Annotated in this window: 17 protein-coding genes; 12 read left to right on the forward strand and 5 right to left on the reverse strand. The window is 71.9% G+C overall.

Annotated features, from left to right (window positions below; translation table 11 throughout):
• The first annotated feature begins 105 nt into the window (after positions 1-105).
• Entirely contained in the window at positions 106-1,122 is a 1,017-nt protein-coding gene (locus EDD93_RS25335) for a cytochrome P450 (protein WP_123527330.1), read from the forward strand.
• Here EDD93_RS25335 and treY read toward each other — a convergent pair.
• Together treY and glgX are read right to left on the reverse strand one after the other, a co-directional pair.
• On the reverse strand, positions 1,082-3,475 hold the full coding sequence (gene treY, locus EDD93_RS25340) for a malto-oligosyltrehalose synthase (protein ID WP_123527331.1): 2,394 nt from the start codon (positions 3,473-3,475) through the stop codon (positions 1,082-1,084). The two genes, EDD93_RS25335 and treY, sit on opposite strands and share 41 nt — an antisense overlap.
• 77 nt (positions 3,476-3,552) lie before the next feature.
• On the reverse strand, positions 3,553-5,724 hold the full coding sequence (gene glgX, locus EDD93_RS25345; protein WP_123527332.1) for a glycogen debranching protein GlgX: 2,172 nt from the start codon (positions 5,722-5,724) through the stop codon (positions 3,553-3,555).
• A 376-nt stretch (positions 5,725-6,100) separates the two neighbouring features.
• Between glgX and EDD93_RS25350 the strand changes: the two genes are divergently transcribed.
• Both EDD93_RS25350 and EDD93_RS25355 read left to right on the forward strand, forming a co-directional pair.
• Positions 6,101-7,333 carry an SAV2148 family HEPN domain-containing protein gene (locus EDD93_RS25350; RefSeq protein ID WP_123527985.1) on the forward strand — a complete coding sequence of 411 codons (1,233 nt, stop codon included), beginning with the start codon at positions 6,101-6,103 and terminating at the stop codon, positions 7,331-7,333.
• A gap of 76 nt (positions 7,334-7,409) precedes the next feature.
• Positions 7,410-8,138, forward strand: a complete 729-nt coding sequence (locus EDD93_RS25355) for a 3'-5' exonuclease (RefSeq protein ID WP_123527333.1) — start codon at positions 7,410-7,412, stop codon at positions 8,136-8,138.
• 186 nt (positions 8,139-8,324) lie between these two features.
• Here the strand turns inward: EDD93_RS25355 and EDD93_RS25360 are convergent, their stop codons facing one another.
• Positions 8,325-9,191: a phosphotransferase enzyme family protein gene (locus EDD93_RS25360; RefSeq protein WP_123527334.1), complete on the reverse strand. Its 867-nt coding sequence runs from the start codon at positions 9,189-9,191 to the stop codon at positions 8,325-8,327.
• Between the two features lie 125 nt (positions 9,192-9,316).
• On the opposite strand from EDD93_RS25360, the gene EDD93_RS25365 reads away from it, so the two are divergent.
• The 8 genes from EDD93_RS25365 to EDD93_RS25395 all read left to right on the forward strand — a co-directional run bounded on the left by EDD93_RS25365 (position 9,317) and on the right by EDD93_RS25395 (position 16,571).
• Positions 9,317-10,267, forward strand: a complete 951-nt coding sequence (locus EDD93_RS25365) for a carbohydrate ABC transporter permease (RefSeq protein WP_123527335.1) — start codon at positions 9,317-9,319, stop codon at positions 10,265-10,267.
• Complete coding sequence (locus EDD93_RS25370; protein WP_123527336.1) at positions 10,264-11,103, forward strand: carbohydrate ABC transporter permease; 840 nt, start codon at positions 10,264-10,266, stop codon at positions 11,101-11,103. Before EDD93_RS25365 ends, EDD93_RS25370 begins: the two co-directional genes overlap by 4 nt.
• Positions 11,103-12,395 carry an ABC transporter substrate-binding protein gene (locus EDD93_RS25375; RefSeq protein WP_123527337.1) on the forward strand — a complete coding sequence of 431 codons (1,293 nt, stop codon included), beginning with the start codon at positions 11,103-11,105 and terminating at the stop codon, positions 12,393-12,395. Before EDD93_RS25370 ends, EDD93_RS25375 begins: the two co-directional genes overlap by 1 nt.
• Before the next feature lie 115 nt (positions 12,396-12,510).
• On the forward strand, positions 12,511-12,891 hold the full coding sequence (locus EDD93_RS39450; protein WP_148083904.1) for a tryptorubin family RiPP precursor: 381 nt from the start codon (positions 12,511-12,513) through the stop codon (positions 12,889-12,891).
• A 116-nt stretch (positions 12,892-13,007) separates the two neighbouring features.
• Entirely contained in the window at positions 13,008-14,054 is a 1,047-nt protein-coding gene (locus EDD93_RS25380) for a cytochrome P450 (RefSeq protein WP_123527338.1), read from the forward strand.
• 288 nt (positions 14,055-14,342) lie between these two features.
• A complete protein-coding gene (locus tag EDD93_RS25385) occupies positions 14,343-15,545 on the forward strand; it encodes a S8 family peptidase (RefSeq protein WP_123527339.1) in 1,203 nt (400 codons plus the stop codon).
• Between the two features lie 91 nt (positions 15,546-15,636).
• A complete protein-coding gene (locus EDD93_RS25390) occupies positions 15,637-16,188 on the forward strand; it encodes a DUF1697 domain-containing protein (protein WP_123527340.1) in 552 nt (183 codons plus the stop codon).
• Entirely contained in the window at positions 16,185-16,571 is a 387-nt protein-coding gene (locus EDD93_RS25395; protein WP_123527341.1) for a DUF4440 domain-containing protein, read from the forward strand. Before EDD93_RS25390 ends, EDD93_RS25395 begins: the two co-directional genes overlap by 4 nt.
• 17 nt (positions 16,572-16,588) lie before the next feature.
• Here EDD93_RS25395 and EDD93_RS25400 read toward each other — a convergent pair whose 3' ends face one another.
• Positions 16,589-17,431 carry an ABC transporter ATP-binding protein gene (locus EDD93_RS25400; RefSeq protein WP_123527342.1) on the reverse strand — a complete coding sequence of 281 codons (843 nt, stop codon included), beginning with the start codon at positions 17,429-17,431 and terminating at the stop codon, positions 16,589-16,591.
• 13 nt (positions 17,432-17,444) lie between these two features.
• Entirely contained in the window at positions 17,445-18,314 is an 870-nt protein-coding gene (locus EDD93_RS25405) for an aldo/keto reductase (RefSeq protein WP_123527343.1), read from the reverse strand.
• Between the two features lie 76 nt (positions 18,315-18,390).
• Here EDD93_RS25405 and EDD93_RS25410 point away from each other — a divergent pair, with 76 nt between their 5' ends.
• Entirely contained in the window at positions 18,391-18,975 is a 585-nt protein-coding gene (locus EDD93_RS25410; protein WP_123527344.1) for a TIGR03086 family metal-binding protein, read from the forward strand.
• Positions 18,976-18,984 lie beyond the last annotated feature (9 nt).

Raw genomic sequence — 18,984 nt, forward strand, 5'->3', positions numbered from 1 at the left:
CCCCGTCACCCGGACGGCCGCGCGCCGACTGCGGCGGGCCCGTCCGGGTGGTCCCCTGAGGGGGACCGCGCCGCACACCGGCGCACCGACCGACCGGGGGTACGGATGCAGGCCGACGCCCCCGGAGGCATACCCGCCCCGACGCCCTCGCCCGACCGCCGCCCGGCCGCGCCGTCGCGCCCCGGCCGCCCCGGAGCCGGCCCGAGCCTCCTCGCCCCCGGCGCGGCCCGCGACCCGTACCGGCTCTACCGGGTGCTGCGCGAGGAGTACCCGCTCTGCTACGACGCCCCGCTGGGCGCCTGGCTGATCAGCCGGTACGACGACGTGATCGCCGCGCTCACCGGCCCGGCGTTCACCGGATTCCCGCACGACGGGGCGCCGCGCGGGGGCCCCGCACCCCTCGGCCTCTGCCACGGCAGCGCCCGCTGCCTGCCCCGCGAGCGCTACACCGTGGTCACCGGCTCCGTGCCCCGGCACCTGGCCGAACGCGTCGAGCGGACCGCGTACGTGCTGGCGCGGCGCATCGCCGGGCGCGGGCAGGCCGACCTCGTCGAGGAGTTCTGCCGCTGGCTGCCCGCCGGCAGCGGCCCCTTCCGGACCCGTACCGGCGAGCCGGTCGACGCGGTGGAGGGGCCCTGCACCCGGCACACCGGACTGCGCGAGACGGCGCTCGCCTCGCTCCTGGCCAACCTGCTGGACGATCCCGACCTGATGGCCGCCCTGCGCGTCGAACCCGCGCTCGCCGGCCGCGCCTGGACGGAGACGATGCGCCGGGACCCGCCCGTCCAGGTCGTCCTGCGGCGCACCCTCACCGAGGTCACCCTCAGCGGTGGCACCCTCCCTGCGCGGGCCCCCGTCGCCTGTCTGATCGGCGCGGCGGGCCGCGATCCGGAACGGTTCGCCGCACCGGACCTGTTCGACCCCTTCCGCCGGGACCAGGGGCGCACCACCGGCGGACCTGCCGGCTGCCCGGCCGTGGTGCTGGGGCGGCTGGAGGCCGAACAGGGGATGCGCGCCCTGCTGGACGCCATGCCGCGGCTCCGCTGGGCGGACGGATTCCGGCCGTCCGCCACCGGCCTGCTCACCCGGGGCCCCAGGTCCCTGCTGGTGCGACCCGGCTGAGCAGCGCCACCGGCCGCCCGTCGAACAGCTCGGCCACGGCGACCGCCGGGCCGGAGAACTCCCGGCCCGGCGTCAGCAGGTCCCGCCACACCCCGTCGTCCGGCAGCGCCAGCTCCGTACCGCGCCAGCCGCCCGCCTCCGCCAGCCGGCGCGAGAGCCGGGTCACCGCGGTGACGACCTCGCCCGAGCGGCTGAAGGCCAGACAGTGCGCGGCCGCCGGGCCGGAGGCGCTCAGCGGGGCGTACGTACCCGATTCGCCGAACACCCCGGGCCGCTCCCGCCGCAGCCGCAGCGCCGCCACCGTGAGCGCCTCTTTCTCGGAGGCGGGCGCGTCCGGGGAAGGCGGAGCGAACGGCCGCCGGTTGTCCGGGTCCACCAGCGCCAGGTACTCGCGCTCGGTGCCCTGGTAGAGGTCCGGCACCCCGGGCATCGTCAGGTGCACCAGCGCCGCGCCGAGCACGTTGGCCCGGACATGCGGGGCGAGCGTGGCCGCGAACTCCCTCAGCTTCTCGCGGACCGGGCCGGTCGCGGCGGCCGGACCGGCGGCCACGAAGTCCGACATCACCCGCTCGTACACCGGATCGGGCTCGGTCCAGCTGGTGAAGAGACCGGACTCCCGCACCGCCTTGAGCAGCGCGGGCGTCAGCCGTGCGGCCAGCTCACCGTCCGGGAACCCCACGCAGCCGAACGCGGTCTGCCACGCCTGCCAGGCCAGCTGCGGATCGGGGGCCGCCGGGCCCGTCCGGGTCAGCTCCGCCACCAGCCGCGACCACTGCTCCGGACACTCCGACAGCACCGCGACGGCGGCCCGGACATCGGCACTGCGCTTGGTGTCGTGCGTGGTCAGCGCGGTGCCGGTGGCGGGCCAGTCCCGGGCGAGGCGGGTGCAGAAGGCGTGGAAGTCCTGCGGGGCCACCGCCGGCCTGCCCGGATCACCGCCCACCTCGTTGGCCGAGATCAGCGGCACGTACCGGTAGTACGCGGTGTCCTCGACCGACTTGGCCCGCAGCGCGGACGCCGTCTGCGCGAACCGGTCACAGAACGCCGCCCGGTCGCCGCCGGGACCCAGCCGCCCCAGCGCCAGCTCCCGCACCACGTCGACGGCCGACGCCTCCTCCCGCACCGCGAACACCGCCTTCGCGTCGCTCACCGCCGTGTCGTCCAGCGCCGCCCCGGCCGACTCCGTGCACGGCCCGCCGGCCGTCACGTACGGGCGGTAGACCGGCACCCGGACCAGCAGCTCACGCACCGCGGTGCGCAGCGCCCACGGGGCGTGGTCGCGCAGTGCGGGGTCCTCGGCGCAGACGCGCGAGGCCAGCCGGGTCAGCAGCGCGGTCTCGGCGGCCAGCTCGTGGGTGACCACGCGGTACGCGGCCCGGCGCACGGTCGCCTGCCAGTAGCCGCCCCGGTCACCGGCCGGGGCGGCGGACTCCCGGTAGTGGCCGAGCAGTTCCGCCGCGCCCTGCGGGTCGACGAAGAGGCCGTCGATCCGGTGCAGCGCGTCGTACCCGGTCGTGCCGGCCACGGCCCAGCCGGCCGGCAGCGGCTCGGAGCCGGTGAGGATCTTCTCCACCACGGTCCACGCGCCGCCGCTCGCGTCCGAGAGCCGCTCCAGATAGCCGGCCGGGTCCGCGAGTCCGTCCGGGTGGTCGATCCGCAGACCGTCGACGGTCCCGTCCCGGACCAGCGCGAGGACCTTGGCGTGGGTGGCGGCGAAGACCTCCGGGTCCTCCACCCGTACCCCGATGAGCTCCGAGATGGTGAAGAACCGCCGGTAGTTCAGCTCGGTGCGGGCCAGCCGCCACCAGCCGAGCCGGTAGTGCTGGGCGTCCAGCAGCTCGGGCAGGCCGAGGTCCGCGGTGCCGGCCCGGAGCGGGAACTCCTGCTCGCCGTAGCGCAGCACCTCCCCGTCGACCCGCAGTCCGCCGATCTCGTCGCCGAGCCGCCCGCCGAGCACGGGCAGCAGGATCTTCCCGTCCCCCGCCGCCCAGTCGATGTCGAACCAGCGGGCGTACGGGGAGCCGGGCCCCTCGCGCAGGACCTCCCGCAGGGCGTGGTTGTGCCGGGGGTCGGCCGCCATGTGGTTCGGCACGAGGTCCAGGACGATGCCGAGCCCGTGCTCCCGGGCGGTCCGGGAGAGCCGCCGCAGACCCTCCTCGCCGCCCAGCTCGGCGCGTACCCGGCCGTGGTCGGTGACGTCGTAGCCGTGCCGGGAGCCGGGCACCGCTTCGAGGACCGGCGACAGGTGCAGATGGGAGACGCCGAGCGTGGCGAGGTACGGAACGGCGTCCTCGGCGGCCGAGAACGGGAACTCCGGCTGGAGCTGGAGCCGGTACGTGGCGGAAGGCGTCATGGAGACGTTCGTACCCAGATCCGGGCCGCCTGTGTCACCTCTTCGCGCACAAGGGCCCGGCCGGACGCCCCGTACCCCTACGCGGGCCGCTGGAGCACCGCCATGCTCCGTCCGACCAGCGTCACCCGATCGCCCCCCGTCACCTTCGGCCCGGCGCCCGTCAGCACCCCCGCCGGGCGCGCGGTGTCGACGACCACGTGCCACTGCCGGCCGTGGTTCAGCGGGACGGCGAACTCCAGCGTCTCGGCGCTCGCGTTGAACATCAGCAGGAAGGAGTCGTCGGAGATCCGCTCGCCGCGCGGGCCCGGCTCCGAGATGGCGTGGCCGTTCAGGAAGACCGTCAGGGCCTTGGCGTGCGCCGCCTGCCAGTCCCGCTGGGTCATCTCCTCGCCCTCCGGCGTGAACCAGGCGATGTCCGAGAGCTCGTCGTGCGTGCCCTCCACCGGGCGCCCGTGGAAGAACCGGCGGCGCCGGAAGACCGGATGGTCGCGGCGCAGCCACACCATGGCCCGGGTGAACTCCAGCAGGCTGCTGGCGAGCCCGTCGCCGCCCTGCCGGTCCGCCGCCTCCTCGCCGTCGTCGTCCGCCGCCGCCTCGGCGGGGTCCGGCCAGTGCACCCAGGACAGCTCGCTGTCCTGGCAGTAGCCGTTGTTGTTGCCCTGCTGGGTGCGGCCGAACTCGTCGCCGTGGCTGAGCATCGGCACGCCCTGGGACAGCATGAGCGTGGCGATGAAGTTGCGCATCTGCCGCTCCCGCAGCTCCAGCACATCGGGCCGGTCGGTCTCGCCCTCCACACCGCAGTTCCAGGACCGGTTGTGGCTCTCGCCGTCCCGGTTGCCCTCGCCGTTGGCGTCGTTGTGCTTGTCGTTGTACGAGACCAGGTCGTGCAGGGTGAACCCGTCGTGGCAGGTGGCGAAGTTGATGGAGGCGAGCGGGCGGCGGCCGTCGTCCTGGTACAGGTCCGAGGAGCCGGTCAGCCGCCCGGCGAACTCGGCCAGCGTCCTCGGCTCACCGCGCCACAGGTCCCGGACCGTGTCCCGGTACTTGCCGTTCCACTCGGTCCACAGCGGCGGGAAGTTCCCCACCTGGTAGCCGCCCTCGCCCACGTCCCACGGTTCCGCGATCAGCTTCACCTGGCTGACCACCGGGTCCTGCTGCACCAGGTCGAAGAACGACGACAGCCGGTCCACCTCGTGGAACTGACGGGCCAGGGTGGCCGCCAGATCGAAGCGGAAGCCGTCCACATGCATCTCGGTCACCCAGTAGCGCAGCGAGTCCATGATCAGCTGGAGCACGTGCGGGGACCGCATCAGCAGCGAGTTCCCGGTGCCCGTGGTGTCCATGTAGTAGCGCTGGTCCTCGGCGAGCCGGTAGTACGAGGCGTTGTCCAGACCCCGGAAGGAGAGCGTGGGACCCAGGTGGTTGCCCTCCGCCGTGTGGTTGTAGACCACGTCGAGGATCACCTCGATGCCCGCCTGGTGCAGTGCCCGCACGGCCTGCTTGAACTCGAGCACCTGCTCGCCCCGGTCGCCCCAGGAGGCGTAGGCGTTGTGCGGGGCGAAGAAGCCGATGGTGTTGTAACCCCAGTAGTTGGCGAGCCCCGCGTCCGCCAGCCGGTGGTCCTGCACGAACTGGTGCACCGGCATTAATTCGATCGCCGTGACGCCCAGCTCCGTCAGATGGGCGATGACCTCCGGATGCGCCAGCCCGGCATACGTGCCGCGCAGCTCCTTCGGCAGCCCCGGGTGAAGCATCGTCAGGCCCTTCACATGGGCCTCGTAGATCACCGTGCGGTGGTAGTCCGTACGGGGGCGCCGGTCGTCGCCCCAGTCGAAGTACGGATTGACCACGACGGACGTCATGGTGTGCGGCGCCGAGTCGAGGTCGTTGCGCGCGTCGGGCCGGCCGAACGGATAGCCGTACACCGCCTCGCCCCACTGGATCTGACCGGCGACCGCCCGCGCGTACGGGTCGAGGAGCAGCTTCGCGGAGTTGCAGCGGGCGCCGCGCTGCGGCTCGTACGGCCCGTGCACCCGGAATCCGTACCGCTGACCCGGCATCACCCCGGGCAGATAGGCGTGCCGGACGAACGCGTCGGTCTCCCGCAGCTCCACCGCCGTCTCGGAGCCGTCGTCGTGCAGCAGGCACAGTTCGATTCGGTGGGCGGCCTCCGAGAAGACCGCGAAGTTGGTCCCGGCGCCGTCGTACGTGGCGCCGAGGGGGTACGCCTGTCCCGGCCAGACCTGCATAGATTCGACTCTTCCACTCTGATGCGGTTGCCTGGGGAATGCGGGCTCCCTGCCAGATCTTCCCCGAAAGGGCGTCCCTTACCTAGGACCGACCGGCAATCGGGGGACTGCGTCGCGCCGACCGGTCAACATCGGGCCTCTCCTTGTCGCCCGGAACCCGAATCCGGCGGCCCCCGTCCGCCCGCTGCCCGGTATGCGGCTTGCCGTGGGGTGTTTAATCACTATGAATCCGCTCACTACGGCAGATCTCGTCCAAGGGAACAGGCCTGATCCATAGGGGAGTTGAAGAAGGAGCCTGCTCATCCGGCTGCACCGGCTCCCGCTACCGGAGTACCCTTCCTTGATCGTTGGTGGGGGAGTGGAAGGCGGTGTGCGGGTGAGCTCGGGAGGCTTCGAGCTGCCCCCAGGTGACGCTGGTCACGAGGGGGACGCCACCGATGTGCCGCCCGGGGCGGTATCGCTCGCCCGGCCCCTGGAGATCGGCGCCGAGCTGGACTGGGGAGCGGACGCCTGGAGCGAGGTGCGCACCCGTGCGCAGCGGGCCGGGCGCGCCTACATCTGGCTGAATCTCGTCGAACAGCGGCTGCGCGCCGTGGTCGCCGCGGTCCTCCAGCCGATCTACGAGCCGGTCCACGGCGAGGACTGGGTGGTGGCCGCGGCCGGGCCCGCCGGACAGGAGTGGGTGCAGCGCGCCGTCGCCGTGCGCGAGGTGTCCCGCCGCAAGGGCTATCTGCTCGACCCGGCCGACGACAACGTCCTGAGCTTCCTCACGCTGCCTCAGCTGCGTGAGCTGATGGTCCAGCACTGGCCCTGCTTCGAGCCCTACTTCGACGACCGCCGCGATGTGGAGCTGGCCCTGGACGAGCTGGAGGTCGCCCGCAACGTGGTCTCCCGCAACCGCGCGCTCAACGAGGCGGTGCTCGCCCAGGCCGAGCGCGCCTCCGCCCGGCTGCTGGAGATCCTCGGCAGCGGCGCCTCGGTCCCGTCCGCCGACCGGCTTCCCGTCGACGCCGTCGAGGAGCTGGTGGGCGACCGGTACGCGGACGTCGTCTCCGTCCACCCCGACCGGGTCCGCCTCCAGCGCCAGCTGCCCGCCGAGGACCTCTTCGGCGGAGCGCGCCGGCTGGACGCGATCGGCATAGGGCTCAACCTGCTGGTCCAGAACTTCTCCGGCCGCCGGCTCATCCGGCTCGCCGAGTCGGGCTGCCGGGTCAGGCTGCTCTTCATCAACCCGGCGAGCAGCGCGGTCAAGCGCCGGGAGCGGGAGCTGGGGCTCAAGAAGGGGGAGCTGAGCCGGACGGTGGAGATGAACATCCTCCACATGCGCCGGGTCCGCTCCAAGCTCCGCGACCCGGGCGCCTTCGAGATCCATGTCTTCGACGAGACCCCGCGCTTCACCGCCTACCTGGTGGACGGCGACGGCGCCGACGCGGTGGGGGTCGTCCAGACCTATCTGCGCCGGGCCCGCGGCATGGAGGCCCCCGTGCTGGTGCTCCGGGGCGGCGGACGGGCGGTGGTCCGGGCCGGGCAGGACAGCGAGCACGGGCTGTTCGAGACGTACCGCGAGGAGTTCGAGTCCGTGTGGACGGACTCCCGGCCGGTCTCCTGAGGGGGCCCCTGGGCGTTGTCAGTGGCCCGTGCGAGGGTGGTCGTCATCCGGGGGAGCACCACGAAGGAGGTACGGGATGAGCTGGCACCAGCACGCGCTGGTCGGCTTCGACCTGGAGACGACGGGTACGGAGCCGCTGGAGGCCAGGATCGTGACGGCGGCGGTCGTCGGTCTGCGCGACGGTGACGCGGAGCCGGCGCGACAGCGCACCTGGCTGGCAGATCCGGGGGTCCTGATCCCCGCACAGGCCTCGGCGATCCACGGCATCAGCAGCGAGCGGGCGGCGGCGGAGGGCCGGCCGGTGCGCGAGGTGGCCGACGAGATCGCCGAGACCCTGACCGGGTACTGGCGCCAAGGCGTGCCGGTCGTCGCGTACAACGCCGCCTTCGACCTGACGCTGCTGACGGCGGAGTTGCACCGGCACGGCCTGCCCTCGCTCAGCGAACGCCTCGGCGGCACGCGGATCGGCCCGGTCGTCGACCCGTACACGATCGACCGGGCGGTGGACCGCTACCGCAAGGGCAAGCGCAATCTGGAGGCGGTCTGCGTCGAGTACGGCGTCGTCCACGGGGGAGCGCACGACGCCGCGGCCGACGCGCTGGCCGCGGTGCGGGTCGCGTACGCGATAGCCGCCCGGCACGGCTCGGTGGCATCGCTGTCGGCGCCCGAGCTGCATGAGCGGCAGATCGCCTGGTACGCGGAGTGGGCCGCCGACTTCCAGGACTTCCTGCGCCGCAAGGGCAAGACGGACGCGGTGATCGACAGCCGCTGGCCGATACGGGAGCCGGTGCCGGTCTCGGGCTGAGGGGCGCGGTCCGGTGCGGAGGTCACCCGCGCGCGGGTGACAACCTGAGCCGGATGCAAGCCCGTCCGGCACGTGAGGACCGTCCTTGAGTCCGTCCGGTGAGTCCGTCGGCACGTGCGGACAGCCTTTGAACCCGTCCGGCGCCTGAGGAGACCGCGCTCACCGCCGCGCCCGGCGAACCGTGCCTCAGAACGGGTACCACCGCACCGCCGCGTCACCGTCGCGCAGCGACGCCACGCGCCTGCGGAACTCCGCCAGTGCCTTCGGGTTGGCCGGCGCGTGCTGTGCGACCCACGCGCAGCTCGCCGTCTCCCGCGCCCCGCGCAGCACCGCGCAGCCGTCCCACTCCCGGACGTCCCAGCCGTACGCCGAGGTGAACGCGTCATAGGCCTCGGCCGCCAGCCCGTACCGGTCGCGGGAAAGGGCCAGCACCACCAGATCGTGCTCGCGCAGATCCGTCGAGAAGGTCTCCAGGTCCACCAGGACCGGCCCGTCCGGACCGACATGGACATTGCGCGGGAGCGCGTCGCCGTGGATCGGGCCCGGCGGGAGATGCGGCACCAGCGCGGCGGCGGCCGCCGCGAAGCCGTCCCGGCGCTCACGCAGATACGCGGCGTCGGCCGGGTCGATCGCGTCGCCCGCCAGGGTCAGCCAGCGCTCCACCCCGCCCAGCAGCTCCCGGCGGGGCAGCGCCGGGCCCTCCGGGGCCGGCAGCGCGTGCACCGCGGTGAGCAGCGGTGCCAGGTCCCTCGGTTCGGCGGGCCGCACCGCGTCGGGCAGCCGGTGCCACAGCGTCACCGGGTGGCCCTCGACCAGCCGCGCCGAGGGCTCGGCGGCCCGTACCGAGGGGACGCCGGACGCGGCGAGCCACCGTGCGACGGCCACCTCGCGCTCGGCCCGTGCCCTCAGCTCCGGACTGCGCACGGCGTCCCGGCCGATCTTGACCACCAGGTCGCCCACGGCGAACACCGCGTTCTCGCCCAGCGCGAGCAGCTTCGCGTTGCCGGGGTGTCCGGCAGCGGTCAGTACCTCGCGCGCTCGCATCTCGTTCATGGTCCGATTTTCGCATCCGTGCAGGTTGGCTTGACGAACCGGCGGACCGTCAGCACGATGACGGAGGCCACCTGAGCGGCCAGAACGGTATCAAGCCGGTCGAATGGCGCAAGGGGGACGCATCCATGACATTGGCGAGTGCAACCGTGCAGTCCGGGCGGCACGGGCCGCCGGGCGGCCCGCACGGCAGGCGGCCCACACGGGTCAACCGGAACGCCGGAACCTGGTTCCTGGTGCTGCCGGCCCTCATCCCGATCCTGGTCCTCAGCGTCGGCCCGTTGCTCTACGGCATCGCCCTGGCGTTCACCGACGCCCAGTCGGGCCGTACCAGGTCCACGCAGTGGACCGGGGTGCTGAACTTCCAGGACCTGCTCCACGACGGGCTGTTCTGGGAGTCGTTCCGGATCGGTCTGGTGTGGGCGGTCGGCGTCACCGTCCCGCAGTTCGCGCTGGCGCTCGGCCTGGCGCTGCTGCTCAACCAGAACCTGCGGATGCGGTGGCTGGCACGGGCGCTGGCGATCATCCCGTGGGCGATGCCGGAGGTGGTCGTCGGCATCATGTGGCGGCTCGTCTACAACCCGGACGCCGGAATCCTCAACGAGAGCATCCGCGATCTCGGCCTCGGCGACGGCCGGGACTGGCTGACCGGCCTCGCCACCGCGCTGCCCGCGGTGATCCTGGTCGGGGTGTGGGCCGGTATGCCGCAGACCACGGTCGCCCTGCTGGCCGGGCTGCAGAACACCCCGCACGAACTCCATGAGGCGGCCGCCCTGGACGGCGCGGGCGCCTGGCGCCGCTTCCGTACCGTCACCTGGCCGGCGCTCAGGCCGGTCGCCCTCTCCATCACCGCGCTCAACTTCATCTGGAACTTCAACTCCTTCGCCCTGGTCTACGTGCTGACCAACGGCGGACCCGGCGGCCGTACCCGGCTGCCGATGCTCTTCGCGTACGAGGAGGCCTTCCGGTACGGACAGTTCGGCTACGCCGCGGCCATGGGCTGTGTGATGGTCGCGGTGATCTCCGTGATCCTCGCCGTGTACCTCGTGGGACGGCTCACAGGAGGTGAGGACCGATGAGTCTGCCCACCCGCAGGGCCGCGCGCGCCGGGCAGTACCTCGCGCTCCTGTGCTACCTGGTCTTCCTGGCGTTCCCGTTCGTCTGGCTGATCTCCACCGCCTTCAAACCGGCGCCCGAGCTCGGCTCCCTGCACCCCACCTGGATCCCCGAGCACCCGACGCTCGACAACTTCCGGGCCGCCTTCGACGAGCAGCCGCTGCTGCGGGCCGCCGCCAACTCGCTGATCGCCGCGCTCTCGGCCGGGATCATCGCCGTCGTCATCGCGACCCCGATGGCGTACGTGATGGCCCGCCACCGCTCGCGGCTCTCCACCGCCGCCACCGGCTGGGTCGTGGTCAGCCAGGCGTTCCCGTTCGTCCTGCTGATCATTCCGCTGTTCCTGGTGCTCAAGTACCTGCACCTGATCAACACGCTGTGGGGGCTGATCATGGTGTACGTCGTCTGGTCGCTGCCCTTCGCGCTGTGGATGCTCGTCGGATACGTACGGGCCGTCCCGCTTGAACTGGAGGAGGCGGCGGCGGTCGACGGCGCGAGCCGCCTGCGGACCCTCGTCTCGGTCACCGCGCCACTGCTCGCGCCCGGGATCGTCGCCACCGCGCTCTTCGCCTTCATCACCGCGTGGAACGAGTTCTTCTTCGCGCTCGTCCTGCTCAAGACCCCGGAGAAGCAGACCTTGCCGGTCGTACTGACCCACTTCCTCGGCGCGGAGGGCGCGAGCGACCTGGGACCGCTCGCCGCCGCCGCGTTCCTCGCCACCCTTCCCTCGCTCGTCCTGTTCGCGGTCATCCAGCGGCGGATCACGGGCGGCATGCTGGCCGGGGCGGTGAAGAGCTGATGCGCGCACTGGTACGCGACGCGGCCGTGGCCGCCACCGCACTGGCCCTGCTGCTCACCGGGTGCGGCGGGGGAGACGGTGGCCGGGACGACGGGCGGATCACGCTCCGCTTCCAGTCGCTGGCCTGGCAGAAGGAGTCCGTCGACGCCAACAGGCAATTGGTGAAGGAGTGGAACGCGAGCCATCCCGAGGTCCGCGTCGAGTACGTCCAGGGCAGCTGGGACAGCGTCCACGACCAGCTCCTCACCTCGTTCGAGGGGGACGAGGCACCCGACGTCATCCACGACGCGTCCGACGACCTCGCGGACTTCGCCTACGGCGGCTACCTCGCCGACCTGCGCACCCTGCTGCCCGACCGGCTCACCGCCGACATCCCGCAGCAGAGCTGGCGCACCAGCACGTTCGACGACGGCGTCTTCGGCGTGCCCTTCCTCCAGGAACCCCGTGTCCTGATCGCCAACACCAAGGTCCTCAAGGCCTCGGGCGTCCGCATCCCGACCCCGGCCAGGCCCTGGAGCTGGCCGGAGTTCGGACAGGTCACCAAGAAGCTCACCGGCAAGGGCCGTTACGGCGTCGCCTGGCCGCTCAAGGAACCGGTCTCCGTCACCCTGAACCTGGGCCTCTCGGCCGGCGGCGAGCTGTTCCACCGAGGCGCCGACGGAAAGGTCACCCTCGCGATGGACGACGGCGACCTCGTCGTGCCGGGGACCATCCACGACCAGGTCAACACCGACCACAGCGCCGCCCGCACCGCGCTCGGCATGGGCGGCGGCGACGCGCTTCCGGGCCTGTTCGGCGGCAAGTACGCCATGGTCCCGCTCGGCTTCTCCTACCGCCAGCAGGTGGCCGAACAGGCCCCGAAGGGCTTCGAGTGGACGGTGCTGCCCGCACCGGCCGGCAGCGACGGCCTGGCCCAGGGGGTGAGCCCGCAGACCCTGTCCGTCGCCGAGGACAGCCCGCACAAGAAGGAGGCCGTGGAGTTCATCGACTTCCTGCTGCGGCCCGCCAACATGGTGCGCCTGGCCAAGGGCGACTGGATGCTGCCGACCGGCAGGGCGGCGCTCGCGGACCCCTCGCTGCACACCGCGGACCTGGGCTGGTCGACCGGCGCCGCCCTCGCGGGCGCGCTGCGCTCCGCGCCCGCCCAGTCCGTGCGCGGCTACCCCGAGTGGAAGGACAAGGTCGCCACGCCCGCCCTCCAGGAGTACTACAGCGGTGCGATCGACGCGGCCGAACTGAGGAAGCGTCTGGTCGAGGACGGGAACCGGGTGCTGGCCCGCTATCAGCGATGACTTCGCAGGAGAACGACAGACCATTACCGACCAGTACGTATCTTTCCCGCCGCGAGGCGGGGGTGATCCGGTCGCGGGACGCCGCCCGGAGCCGCGGCAAACATGCTGAACGGTTGTGATTCAGTCAATCATCGGCATGAATTGGCCTCTTCACGCTCTTGCCGGGGCCTGCGGCCACGGGTATCGCAGGGAAATTCTGCGTTTCTCTTCGGCTTATCTGGTTTCAACTGAAACGGAACGCGTTGCCGCTTTCTCCGGCGAGAAGATCATTGACAACTCCAATTGCTCTGGGCTGTACTCCTTTCGGCGGTCAGCGGTGGTGCGGATTCCCTGTCGAGATCGGGAGTCCGTATCGCAAGTGCGGCCATGCCATGTTCCGGGAAGTAAATTCAGAGCAACAGATGGAGGTGCTGTTATGAAGTTCCTTTTTCAGCTGAAGGAAAAGATGACGCCGGAGAAGAGCCTGAAGGCGTACGCCTGGTACATCTGGTACTGAGCCGGCCTGTGAGTCCAGTCGGCTGAGGGGTGCGGCTCCTCGGCCGGAGTCCGTGCCCGGCGTGGCCCACACCGGCCCGCCGGGCACGGGCCGCCTCCCGCTTCTTGGAGAACACGATGCAGATATCCGGTACCGGCAGCCGTGCCCGGGACGTCGTCTTCGCGCCGAGACTCCAGGCGCTTCTGCGAGACCACCTGGGCGAGGAGGTCTTCCGCCTCGACCCCGGAACCGTCGCCGTCGCCGGAGCCGGCCTGACCGACCGCGTCCTGGCCGCCAGGCCGGCCACCGAGGACGAGCGCCCGACGTTCAAGCCCCTGCAGGGGCGGTCCATTCCGCGGGCCGAGGCCGCCACCGTCATGCAGGCCATCGGCCGCGACGTGCGGGCCGCCCTGAAGAAGCCCGTTCCCGAACACGCCGACCTGCGCGGTGAGTGGCCGCGCGTGGGTCACGTATACCTGCGTGACCTGATCCTCGGCGCCGATCCCTACCGGCTCCGCGTCCTCATGGACCGGGCCCTGGAACTGACGCCCAAACTCACCTGGTCGGTCATCGTCGCCGGGGCGGCCCTGCCGGTTCGGCCCCGGCCGGGCGCCCCCGTCTCCGCCATCGCGGGCCTGACCGCCGAGGCGAAGAGCTACGGCGACCGCCGCTACGCCATGGGCCTGTACCGCAGGGCGGCGGCCCCGGTCTGCTTCACCGTCTCGACGCTCGTCGCCAACGCGCTCTGGCTCGGATCGCCGTTCGGCGAAGAGACGTCGAACCGGAACATCCTCTACGAGTCCATGCGGTTGCTGCCGCCCTCCTGGAACATCCTGCGAAGGGCGTCCCCGGAGTACGCCGCGCTCGACCCCCGGATCGGCGCCGGTGACGACATCCTGCTCCTGCCCCTGCTGAGCCACCGGGACCCCGCGCTCTGGGAGGACCCCGATGTGTTCCGGCCCGAGCGCTGGGACAGCCTCGACCCGGACGATCAGCCCGGCTACCTGCCCTTCGGCCATGTGTCCGAGCGGTGCTGGGGGCGGCACATGGTGATGCCACTCGCCGAGATGCTGCTCGACATGGTGCGTGGCGGGGGACTGACGGTGGACCCCGCACAGGTGTCCCGCGACGTCCCCCTCGCCGGGCTGATGGGTGTGACCGGAGTACGCATCGTCCGACGCTGAACCCGCCCGCCCCACTCCGCCCCGCTCGTGATGAATCATCGCGAGCGGGGCGGAGTGCTGTGCGCGGAAGCGGGACCGGTGGCGTGTCCGCCGGTAACGGGCAGTGCGTGTGTCGGACTTGGGTGCGGCTGGTCGACTTCTTGTGACGAAACCTTGCTCAGGCGGGCACAGGCGCAGGAAGGGTCTTGATCTGAGCGCGTCAATCGGCGAGGGTTTCGAGCCAGCCCCCGGAGATCTTCCGGCCGAGGGCCAATCCCCCCACAAAGAATGACGAGGAGACCCCTCTTCATGGCACTTCACAAGCGCGCTCACCGGATCAAGCTCACCGCCGCGATCACCGCGGTGGCCGCAGCGGCCGGCATCACCATGCTGGGCAGCCCCTTCGCCGGTGCGGCGCCCGCCCCCGCGACGGGCAAGATCTACGGCGCCGACGCGGCAACCGCCGTATCCGGCAGCTACATAGTGATGCTGGACCACAAGGCCGACAAGGCGAAGCTCGCCAAGGAGTACGGCGGCAAGCTCAAGCGGAACTACAGCTCCGCCATCAACGGCTTCTCCGCCAGCGGCCTTTCGCAGACCGAGGCCAAGCGGCTCGCCGCCGACCCGTCGGTCTCCAAGGTCGTCCAGAACAAGAAGTTCCACATCAGCGCCACCCAGGACAACCCGCCCTCCTGGGGTCTGGACCGCATCGACCAGGCCGAGACCGCCGGCGACAACGCGTACACCTATCCGGACAGCGCGGGCGAGGGCGTGACCGCGTACGTCATCGACACCGGTGTCCGCACCACGCACGAGGAGTTCGGGGGCCGGGCCGCCTCGGGCTACGACGCCGTGGACAACGACGACAGCGCCGACGACGGCAACGGCCACGGCACCCACGTGGCCGGCACCATCGCCGGTGCGACGTACGGCGTCGCCAAGAAGGCCAAGATCGTCGCAGTCCGGGTCCTGGACGACTCCGGCTCGGGCACCACCGAGCAGGTCGTCGCCGGCATCGACTGGGTCACCGAGAACCACCAGGGCCCCTCCGTCGCCAACATGAGCCTCGGCGGCGGCGCGGACGAGGCGCTCGACGCGGCGGTCCAGAAGGCCATCGCCTCCGGCGTCACCTTCGCGGTGGCCGCGGGCAACGAGTCGGGCGACGCGGGCGAGGGCTCCCCGTCCCGCGTCCCGGAGGCCATCACGGTCGCCTCGTCCACGGTGGACGACGAGCAGTCCTCGTTCTCCAACTACGGCCCGGTCGTGGACATCTACGCCCCGGGCTCGGACATCACGTCGTCCTGGAACGACAGTGACACCGGCTCCAACACCATCTCCGGTACGTCCATGGCGACTCCGCACGTCGTCGGTGCCGCCGCCGTCTACCTGGCGGGACACCCGGACGCCACCCCGGCGGAGGTCTCCACGGCACTGACCGACGGAGCCACCCCGGACGCCATCAGCAACGCCACCGAAGGCACCGCGAACAAGCTGCTGAAGGTCGTCGAGTAACAGCACCGCTCCCCGGACCGGCGGCCACCGCGCCCTCCCCCACGGGGCGCGGCGGCCGCACGGCTCGGGCTGATCGTCCTATGGTGTGCCCATGACGATGTACGCGGCGCTGCTGCGCGGGATCAATGTGAGCGGCCACCGCAAGGTCCCGATGGCCGAACTCCGCACGCTGCTCACCGGACTGGGCCACGGCGGCGTAGGCACCTACCTGCAGAGCGGCAACGCGGTCTTCAGCAGCGACTCGGGTGACGAGGACACGCTCGCGGCCGGGCTGGAGCGGGCCATCGAGGAGCGGTTCGGCTTCGAGGTCCGGTGTCTGGTCCGGGACGGCGGCTATCTCGCGGCCGTGGCCGACGCCTGCCCGTTCCCCGCCGCCGAGCTCCAGCCCAAGGAGCTCCACGTCACCTACTTCGACCGGCCGGTCGACGCCGCGCGCTTCGCCCCGCTGGACGCCCCGGCCTTCCTCCCCGAGGAGTTCCGGCTCGGCGAGCGCGCCCTCTACCTCCACGCCCCCGGCGGACTGGGCGGCTCCAAGCTCGCCGCCGCGCTCTCCCGGCCCTCCCTCGTCAAGGGCCTCGTCGCGACCTCGCGCAACTGGAACACCGTCACCAGACTCGTCGAGATGACCGGAGGCGACGCGTGAGCGAGCCGTCGCCCGGCGTGGCCGCGGCGGTCGAGGGCGAACTCCGCCTCCTCGACCCGCTGGTGCGGGCCTCCACCGAACTCCTCGTCCAGGTCCTGCACCCCGACTTCCACGAGGTCGACACCACCGGCCGGCACTGGGACCGGGACACGGTCATCACCTCGCTCATCACCGGCACCGGCGCCCGCCCCGGGCAGCTCACCGCCTCCCGGATGCGCGGGGTCCAGCTCTCGGACGAACTCGTCCACGTCACCTTCGACACCGAGGCCAAGGGCGAGCGCGCCCACCGCAGTTCGCTGTGGCGGCTCACCGGCACCGGATGGCTGCTCTACTACCACCAGGCCACCCCCTTCGTCACCGGACCGGCGGCAGCCGACGGCTGAGAGGCGGCGGGTTCACGTCAGCGCCGGGGCGTCCGCCGGGCCCGCGCCGCCCAGCGGCCGTCCGTACGGGAGATCTCCACCGGATGACCGAAGCAGTCGCTGACCCGGTCCGTGGTCAGCACCTCGTCCGCCGCCCCCGAGGCCACACACCGCCCGCCGCGCAGCAGCATCGCATGGCTGGTGGAGGCGGGCAGCTCCTCCAGGTGATGGGTGACCAGCACGGTCGCCAGCTCGGGGTGCTCCTCGCGCAGCGCGTCCAGGCTGTCGAGCAACTGCTCCCGGGCGGCCAGGTCGAGGCCGGTGGCCGGCTCGTCGAGCAGCAGCAGCCGGGGCTGCGGCATCAGCGCACGGGCGATGAGCGTACGGCCCCGCTCGCCCTGCGACAGCGCCGGCCAGCGCGAGCCCTCCTTGCCGCCCATGCCCAGCATCTTCAGCAGCCGCGCCGCCCGCTCCCGCTGTTCCGGGCTCGCCGACCAGCGCGGCACCGGCTCGACCGAGTTGGTCAGCCCGGTCAGCACCACGTCGTTCACCGAGAGCGGGGAGCGCAGCGGATGGCGCGGATCGACATGCCCCAGCAGCGTCCGCAGCTCCCGCAGGTCGACCCGTCCGATGGTGCGGCCGAGCACCTCCACCGTGCCCCGGGTGGGGTGCCTGAGCGCGCCGAGCAGCCCCAGCAGCGTGCTCTTGCCCGCGCCGTTGGCGCCGAGCAGGGCCCAGTGCTCCCCGCCCCGCACGGTCAGCGAGACCGAGTCGAGCAGCACCCTGCCCTCCCGTACGAGCGTGACGCCGTCGGCCCTGATCACCGGAACCGGAACCGGGTCCGTGGCCGAGGAAGGGGGGCGGGGAGCGGTGGTGGTCACGTGCGGTACTCCTTCATGCGGATGCGAGGGCCTCCAGGAGGCTCATGTCGTCGGTCGACAGCCGGATCTCCCCGGCCCGGATGTTCTCCGCGAGATGAACGGGCGAACCCGTGCCCGGCGTCGGGCACAGCACGGGGGAGTGGTGCAGCAGCCAGGCGAGGGCGATCTGCCCCCGGGTGGCGTCGTGGCGTTCCGCGATCCCGGCGAGCGCCGCGGCGTCCTCGCCGGTCAGCGCGCCGTTCGCCAGCGGGAACCAGGGAAGGAAGGCCAGGCCGTGGGCCTCGCACACCTTCAGTACCGCGTCCGACGAACGGTCCAGCAGATTGAACCGGTTCTGCACCGAGGCGATCCCGGTCAGGGAGAGCGCCTGCTCCAGCTGGTCGGCGGTAAGGGTGTCCAGACCGATGTACCGGATCTTACCCTCCTGCCGCAGCTCATCCAGGGCGCCCAGCTGCTCGGTCATCGGCACCTGCGGATCGAACCGGTGCAGCTGGTAGAGGTCGATCCGGTCGGTCCGCAGCCGGCGCAGACTGGCCTCGCACATCGCCCGCAGATCCTCGGGGCGTCCCGCGATGTGCCAGGCGCTGTCACTGGTCCGTACGACGCCGCCCTTGGTCGCGATCACCAGATCGTCGCGGTACGGGTGCAGCGCCCCGGCGACCAGTTCCTCCGCCACCCCTGGCCCGTAGTTGTCGGCGGTGTCGATCAGGTTCACGCCCTGGTCGACCGCCGCCCTGAGCACGTCGAGCGCATCCTGCCGCTCGCCGCGGGGGCCCCAGTACCCCGGCCCGGTCAGCTGGGCGGTGCCGTAGCCGAGACGGCGCACGGGCAGCTCGCCGCCGAGGAGAAAGGTGTCATCGGGGGAACGCAATGCGGAAGACATGGGGCAAACAGTAGTACGACGGTCGGTGTCGCCTTTCTTCAATACCCGGGGCGGGCGCCGTCCTAGCGTGGTGTTCATGAAGACCGAGCACGCTCATATGACCGAATGCGCCGCCGAGGCGGCCCGAGTGGCCCGCGCCGTACGCGCCGGACAGCTCGACAGCGCCGCCACCCCCTGCGAAGGCTGGGACGTGCGCGGACTCATCAACCACTGGGTGCTCTACACCTCGTACGGCATGGAGCACCGCGCCCTGCGCACGGAGATCCCCGAGGAGCTCACCACCCGCGACTTCACGGCGGAGGCCGACTGGGCCGAGCGTTACGCGGCCCAGCTGGACCGCGCCGTCGCCGCGTGGTCCGACCCGGCCGTCTGGGAGGGCACCATCGGGGAGGGCGACTCCGCGTCCCCGGCCGCAGACACCGCCGAGATGCTCATCATGGAGACGGCGCTGCACGGCTGGGACGTCGCACGGGCCACCGGTCAGGAGTTCCGGCTGTCCGACGAGGCGGCCGGCTACGTGCTGAAGGCCGTGGAGAAGTCCGCCGAGCTCTACCGGCGCTACGACGGCTTCGCCGCCGAGGTCCCCGCCGGGAACCAGGTGTCCGGCTTCGAGCTGGCCATCGCCCTGAGCGGCCGCGATCCGCAGTGGACCGCCGCCTGAAAGTGGCCC

The organism is Streptomyces sp. 840.1, assembly GCF_003751445.1.
GTDB lineage: Bacteria > Actinomycetota > Actinomycetes > Streptomycetales > Streptomycetaceae > Streptomyces.

Excerpts from the sequence above, each read along its gene's own strand:
- EDD93_RS25365 (WP_123527335.1), top strand. The coding sequence starts at position 9,317 with ATGACATTGGCGAGTGCAACCGTGCAGTCCGGGCGGCACGGGCCGCCG.
- treY (WP_123527331.1), bottom strand. The coding sequence starts at position 3,475 with ATGACGCCTTCCGCCACGTACCGGCTCCAGCTCCAGCCGGAGTTCCCG.
- EDD93_RS25405 (WP_123527343.1), bottom strand. The coding sequence starts at position 18,314 with ATGTCTTCCGCATTGCGTTCCCCCGATGACACCTTTCTCCTCGGCGGC.
- EDD93_RS25360 (WP_123527334.1), bottom strand. The coding sequence starts at position 9,191 with ATGAACGAGATGCGAGCGCGCGAGGTACTGACCGCTGCCGGACACCCC.
- EDD93_RS25390 (WP_123527340.1), top strand. The coding sequence starts at position 15,637 with ATGACGATGTACGCGGCGCTGCTGCGCGGGATCAATGTGAGCGGCCAC.
- EDD93_RS25410 (WP_123527344.1), top strand. The coding sequence starts at position 18,391 with ATGAAGACCGAGCACGCTCATATGACCGAATGCGCCGCCGAGGCGGCC.
- EDD93_RS25375 (WP_123527337.1), top strand. The coding sequence starts at position 11,103 with ATGCGCGCACTGGTACGCGACGCGGCCGTGGCCGCCACCGCACTGGCC.
- EDD93_RS25385 (WP_123527339.1), top strand. The coding sequence starts at position 14,343 with ATGGCACTTCACAAGCGCGCTCACCGGATCAAGCTCACCGCCGCGATC.
- EDD93_RS25370 (WP_123527336.1), top strand. The coding sequence starts at position 10,264 with ATGAGTCTGCCCACCCGCAGGGCCGCGCGCGCCGGGCAGTACCTCGCG.
- EDD93_RS25380 (WP_123527338.1), top strand. The coding sequence starts at position 13,008 with ATGCAGATATCCGGTACCGGCAGCCGTGCCCGGGACGTCGTCTTCGCG.
- EDD93_RS25355 (WP_123527333.1), top strand. The coding sequence starts at position 7,410 with ATGAGCTGGCACCAGCACGCGCTGGTCGGCTTCGACCTGGAGACGACG.
- glgX (WP_123527332.1), bottom strand. The coding sequence starts at position 5,724 with ATGCAGGTCTGGCCGGGACAGGCGTACCCCCTCGGCGCCACGTACGAC.
- EDD93_RS25335 (WP_123527330.1), top strand. The coding sequence starts at position 106 with ATGCAGGCCGACGCCCCCGGAGGCATACCCGCCCCGACGCCCTCGCCC.